A 6,468-nucleotide genomic window follows, 5' to 3' on the forward strand; every position below is an offset into this window, starting at 1 on the left:
GTGTGGCAAGAAGTGACTCGTCACTTCTTGCCACACTTTTTTCAGTAATCCTGTTGTGAATAGTTGCCAGTCGCGTTCCTATAATGTTCAAGTGAAAGATGCAGTTTATTCGGAAGAAAAGAATAGATGACATTTTATGGAGAGCGTCAGTGCCCGAAGATGCAATTTCGGGCACTCTAGCACCTTGTACAATGCGTTCCTTGCTTACTTTTAGTAAAGATTATGCATCTAATTCATGAGATGCCTTATAGAAAGTGACATTTCTTTAAACTAAAAAAGAAAAAACCATAGTGAAAGTATTAGCCGCCAAAATTGTATCTTGGGCGGCTTTTCTCCAGGTAAGAAGCATACAATTCTTTCGTCCCAAAAAGCTTCAGCACTTCGTGTACTTATGCTTTTAAAGCGCGACGGATGAAGGACCACCATAAGATTACCGAAAAAACTGTGTGGGATGCGACAAATTCGCATCCCTACACATCCAGACATCCCGGTAATCGTATAGAAGTCATTCAATCCAAAAGCGCAACTATACAAGTAGCGGACAGGGGGCGATCAAGTTAGTTACTGATTACTTTTGGTAACTAAACAGACATGATGATCAGAAATAGAAAGAGCGTCCATTATGGGACGCTTTTTCTTATGCTGCAATTGGGCGTTGTTTCATTTTCCCAATAAAAGACACAAGGAATAACACAGCCAAAAACAGTGAAATAAGTAGCAGGAAACTAAATCCTGCGTCAAACTCTAGGAAAAGACCACCCAAAAATGGACCTGTCAAACTGCCTAAACTAAAGAAAATCCCGCATAACAGGTTTCCAGTAGGCAACAAATGCTTCGGTGTTAAATCGGACATGTACGAAATACCGAGTGAAAAAATAGAACCTGAAAAAAGTCCAGCAATAAAAAACATAGCTATAACAGCAGTCGTAGATGTTTCAACAGTACTTGCGATGAAAAACGAGATAGACCCACCTCCGAGTGCAACAAGAAAGACCGGGCTTCTTCCAATCTTGTCCGATAGCATTCCCAGAGGTAACTGCGAAATAATCCCCCCTACGGAAAATGTAGCTAGTATAATTGTTACAGATGTAAATTCAACGCCATTTCTGAGCGCATACACCGGATACATCGCGTTTAGTGTAGATTCAAGAAAACCGTAGCCAAATGGTCCGAGAAAAGCGAGCCAAGCAACAGCCATCGTCCCTTTGAAACGAGCGGAAAGTCGTTCATTACCAGGCTTCCCTTTAACAATATCTGGAAAACCATTTTTCAGCATGAAAACGAGTGACCACGCAAGCATGCACAGTATTCCCGATACAATGAACGGTAAGCCTTCAAACACATTGACGAGCGGAGCGAATAATGGACCTGCCGCAAATCCGACGCCGAATGACAAACCATAAATCGCAATATTGCGTCCTAATCTTTGTTGCGGCGAGAAACTTGTAATCCATGTTTGAGTTGAAAAATGAAGTGCATGATCTCCGATGCCAATCAGTAATCTTAGGACGTACCAAAATACAACACTTTTCCATAACGGAAACAGCAGTAATGATATAAAAACAAGCATGCCGCCCCCAATAATAATCGGCTTATAGCCAAAACGACGGAGCGGTGCCTCCATAAAAGGTGAAACGAGTAACGTTCCTATGTATAAACCCGTGGCATTCAAACCATTCATCGAACTCGAAATGCCGTCCTTTTCGAAGATAGCCGAAATAAGTGGCAACAGCATGCCTTGTGAAAATCCAGAAATCGATACAATAATAACAAGTATCCAAAAACGGCGCTTCTCTAGTTGTGAAAAAGCATCCATGTTTCCACCACTCCCCCACTTAAAGATCCTTGTATGATTTTAGCACAAGAAAACGGCAAAAACGCAAAAAAACATAAAGGCCCAGTCCATATCTGTTTGTCAGATTACGGCTGAGCCTTTACGTATGAATTGAACCTTCACTTTCCATCTGCATAAGTCGTATTAGTCTCCTGGCGCACTGCCAGCGGACACTTACGAATCCCCTCCTTCTTAAATTCTTCCACTTCGTCTTTTACCTGTTCCCGCTACCTTTCTATATTTTTTAGCTTAACTTTCACTTTTACATCCCAGCTATTACTGACGCTGTCTGCATTCGGTTTGAGACTTCACCTCCACAGGATTAAATTTGGGTATAACGATACCTACATAGTTGAGCTTTCTCTTTTATAATTAAAGTTCTCAACCTCCTTAGTGTTCGTTGTGATTACCCTTTCTGTTATCCTCCCTTTCGTTTGATTAAATGAATCATAACACATAGTTTTTATATTGTAAAGATTATGTTAAAAAGAATATTCAATTATTATTAAGGTTGCATTCCCCTTCATTGATAAATTCCGTTTTTTCGTTTACGATTACATTAATGAAAAGAGGTGTACGGATTGGACAAAGCACAGAATAACGGTCATGTTGAAGGATTAAAAACACGGCTTCATCAATTTCTTGAAACGCTGGATACAATTGAACCAGAAACTGCAGACCTTCAGGAAATCGATCAGCTAATCAGCTTGCTAGACGACCTTGAGGAACAGATGGAAAAAATTAAATTCGATAAGTAACAAGCTATAACTAAGGGGGAAATCGAGAATGTACATAGAACAACTTGAAAAAAGCATGTATGATCTCATTTGCGAAACGTCCACGAATCTTCCGAAAGACGTGCGTCGAAAAATCCTTGCAGCAAAAGAATTAGAAGATGCCGGTACACGTGCAGCAATGAGTCTTGATACGATTACAAAAAACATCAATATGGCCGACGAAAAAATGTCGCCTATCTGTCAGGATACCGGCATGCCAACATTTAAAATCAAAACACCAGTCGGAGTCAATCAAATTGAAATCAAAGCCGCTGTCAAACGCGCGATTGTTCAAGCCACTAAAGACACTAAACTCCGCCCGAACTCTGTCGACTCACTGACAGGCGATAATAGTGGGGATAACCTCGGTACAGGTGTCCCAGTTGTAAAATTCGAACAATGGGAACAAGATCATATCGAAGTGAAACTGATTCTAAAAGGCGGCGGCTGTGAGAATAAAAATATTCAATATAGCCTGCCAGTAGAACTGGATGGCCTTGGCCGTGCGGGACGCGATCTTGATGGCATCCGTAAATGTATTTTACACTCTGTTTATCAAGCCCAAGGGCAAGGGTGTTCTGCAGGTTTCATCGGCGTCGGAATCGGCGGAGACCGCGCTTCAGGCTATGAACTAGCTAAGGACCAACTTTTCCGCGAAGTTGATGACCTAAATCCGAATCCAAAACTTGCAGAACTTGAAGAATATACCTTGGAATCAGCAAACAAACTCGGTATCGGAACAATGGGCTTCGGCGGCGAAGTTACCCTTCTTGGCTGTAAAATTGGTGTCATGCATCGTATCCCTGCTAGCTTCTATGTTTCTGTAGCGTATAACTGTTGGGCATATCGCCGTATGGCTGTCGATATCGATGCTGGATCTGGTGAAATTACGAACTGGCATTACAATGATGGTGAAAAAATTGCTTTCGCACAAGATGATACTAATCAAAATGAGGCGAATCAAACCGCACGTACTGTCGAGCTCACTGCCCCGATTTCAGAGGAACAGATCCGTGATTTGAATGTCGGCGATGTTGTCAAAATCAGCGGAATGATGTATACAGGTCGTGATGCAATCCATAAATATTTATCAGAAAATGACTCCCCTATCGACCTTGATGGACAAATCATTTATCATTGTGGCCCAGTTGTGATGAAAAATGAAGATGGCAGTTATGAAATCAAAGCTGCTGGCCCCACAACATCAGCACGTGAAGAGCCGTATCAAGGTGACATCATGAAAAAGTTCGGAGTTCGCGCTGTTATTGGTAAAGGTGGAATGGGTCCGAAAACACTAGCTGCTCTTGAAGAACACGGCGGCGTCTACTTGAACGCAATTGGCGGCGCAGCACAGTATTATGCTGACTGCATTAAAGCAGTCGAAGGTGTTGACCTTCTTCAATTCGGTATTCCTGAAGCAATGTGGCATCTGCGCGTTAAAGATTTCACCGCAGTTGTCACGATGGACTCGCACGGCAATAGCTTGCATGCCGATGTCGACAAGTCTTCACTTGAAAAATTGTCTCAGTTTAAAGAGAAAGTATTTAGCTAATTGAGTTAGGCATCTTATGTCGGAGTAATTCCCGGCATAAGATGCCTTTTTTAATTGGTAGTGGATTAATAATTCGTTAAGCGGGGTGACCATGTGGGAACTGGACGACAGCCGAGGAACTCTCAAACGAACCTCGCTAACTACTAACTCCCTCATCCCCTACCTTCAATACAAATTAGTATCTATTTCTTCCCCAGTTGGATATACTATGTTTATAAACAATAATGACTATCAACTGATATCTATTATCATCTATTAATTCTAGTCGGTTCCCGCCAATGGGAACCGACTTTCATACTTTAATGAGCTATTTGAGGTTGACTATCATTATCAATTAGGAGGTAATAACTATGACTACTCTCACTGAACAACAACCAAAAAAGTCTGTAGATTGGCCAGCGCACCTTGAATTGATTGCTGCGATTCTATCAGGTGCATTAATTCTAACTGCTTGGATAGCTGGTAAGTATGGATTAGAAACCTTTTCTGTCCCCCTCTATATCACCGCCTTTTTAATAGGTGGATTTGCCAAAGCGAAGGAAGGCATCGAAGAAACGATTAACAACAAGGAACTGAATGTGGAGATGCTAATGGTTTTCGCTGCAATCGGTGCTGCATTAATCGGGTACTGGGCGGAAGGAGCAGTCCTCATTTTCATCTTTGCACTCAGTGGTGCGCTTGAAACTTACACGTTAAATAAAAGCCATAAGGAAATTTCAGCGCTTATGGAATTACAGCCTGAAGAAGCGTGGCTCATTCAAGATGATGGTACTGATATCAAAGTGGCAACTGCTTCCCTAAAGGTCGGATCCATTCTACTCGTCAAACCGGGTGAAAGGGTTCCAGTCGACGGGAATATCACTTTTGGTACTTCTTCCATTGATATGTCTGCCATTAATGGGGAATCGATTCCCGTCTCAAAAGAAGTCGGTGATGAACTATTCGCCGGTACAGTCAATTTAAGCGGTGCTATTCAAATTAAAATGACAAAGCCTAGCTCTGAAACACTTTTCCAAAAAATTATTACACTTGTTCAAAGCGCACAAAGTGAGAAATCACCTTCACAGCAATTTATCGAACGATTTGAAGGCACCTATGTAAAAGCTGTTATTATCATGGTGCTAATCATGATGGTTGTGCCCCATTATTTGTTTGGATGGGATTGGACCACTACGCTCTATCGTGCAATTGTACTGCTCGTCGTTGCTTCCCCGTGTGCGCTAGTCGCATCTATTATGCCCGCGACTCTTGCCGCGGCCTCCAACGCAGCAAGGAAAGGTGTTCTATTCAAAGGTGGTATCCATCTAGAACATTTGGGTTCACTAAAAGCGATTGCTTTTGATAAAACCGGTACATTAACGAATGGTAAACCAGTTGTCACAGACTTCTATGTACGTGATGACGCAGATACAGATACAACACTAGCGATTCTTGCAAGTATTGAGTCTCAATCTAATCATCCACTTGCTGTCTCAATTACAAACTATGCCATTGGTAAAGGGCTAACCCTAGAGCGAAACCTTCAGATTGAGGATGTGCCTGGTCATGGTATTCGGGCGCTTGTCGATACACGTGAACTGCTCGTAGGAAACCCACGTTTTGTCGGAAAAGAATTGGCAGAAGAGTTTCAGCATGGCGTCGCTTTATCCCTTGCTGATGAAGGGAAAACAATCATCTTCATGAAAGACGATAAGGGCATTATTGCAGCCGCGGCACTAAGAGATACATTACGCCCTGAAGCTGTCGATGCAATAAGTCAATTAAAGCAAGCAGGTATTCTAACAATCATGTTAACTGGCGATAATGAAAAAACGGCTGCAGCTATCGCGAAAGAAGCTGGCCTCGATTCATTCATTGCAGAATGTCTGCCTGAAATGAAAGTTAATCACTTGAAACGTCTCCTGGTTGAGCACAAAAATGTAGGTATGGTCGGTGACGGGATCAATGATGCACCCGCACTCGCTACGGCAACATCAGGCATAGCAATGGGCGAAGGGACGGATGTTGCGCTCGAAACTGCAGATATCGTCCTCATGCAGAATGATTTAAGACGGATTTCTTATGCCATTAAGTTATCTCGTAAAATGCAACGGATCGTTAAGCAGAATGTCTTGTTCTCCATTTCTATCATCACGGTGTTAATTGTTTCAAACTTCCTTCAAGTTATTGATCTACCGCTTGGTGTTATTGGCCACGAAGGTAGCACTATCCTTGTCATTTTAAACGGTCTCAGGATGCTTAATCGAATTGAATAAGCAACTACTATTTTTAAGTAGAATAAAAGCAATGCATCCTATCACAGGACT

At 42.1% G+C, this 6,468-nt stretch carries 4 protein-coding genes; 3 read left to right on the forward strand and 1 reads right to left on the reverse strand.

Annotation, left to right across the window (positions count from 1 at the left end; translation table 11 throughout):
* Positions 1 to 637 precede the first annotated feature (637 nt).
* Positions 638 to 1,816 (reverse strand): MFS transporter, encoded by a 1,179-nt coding sequence (locus H2672_RS17915; protein ID WP_186673645.1) that lies wholly within the window; start codon positions 1,814 to 1,816, stop codon positions 638 to 640.
* 599 nt (positions 1,817 to 2,415) lie between these two features.
* Here H2672_RS17915 and H2672_RS17920 point away from each other — a divergent pair.
* From H2672_RS17920 to H2672_RS17930, 3 genes are all read left to right on the forward strand, one after another.
* A complete protein-coding gene (locus H2672_RS17920) occupies positions 2,416 to 2,592 on the forward strand; it encodes an SE1561 family protein (RefSeq protein ID WP_186673647.1) in 177 nt (58 codons plus the stop codon).
* 28 nt (positions 2,593 to 2,620) lie between these two features.
* The gene (locus H2672_RS17925; RefSeq protein ID WP_222439453.1) at positions 2,621 to 4,162 is read left to right on the forward strand and encodes a fumarate hydratase; all 1,542 of its coding nucleotides are present in this window, start codon (positions 2,621 to 2,623) and stop codon (positions 4,160 to 4,162) included.
* A 350-nt stretch (positions 4,163 to 4,512) separates the two neighbouring features.
* Positions 4,513 to 6,417: a heavy metal translocating P-type ATPase gene (locus tag H2672_RS17930; protein ID WP_186673649.1), complete on the forward strand. Its 1,905-nt coding sequence runs from the start codon at positions 4,513 to 4,515 to the stop codon at positions 6,415 to 6,417.
* Positions 6,418 to 6,468: the final 51 nt, after the last annotated feature.

Origin of the sequence: Sporosarcina sp. BP05, assembly GCF_014282005.1 — a bacterium.
GTDB lineage: Bacteria > Bacillota > Bacilli > Bacillales_A > Planococcaceae > Sporosarcina.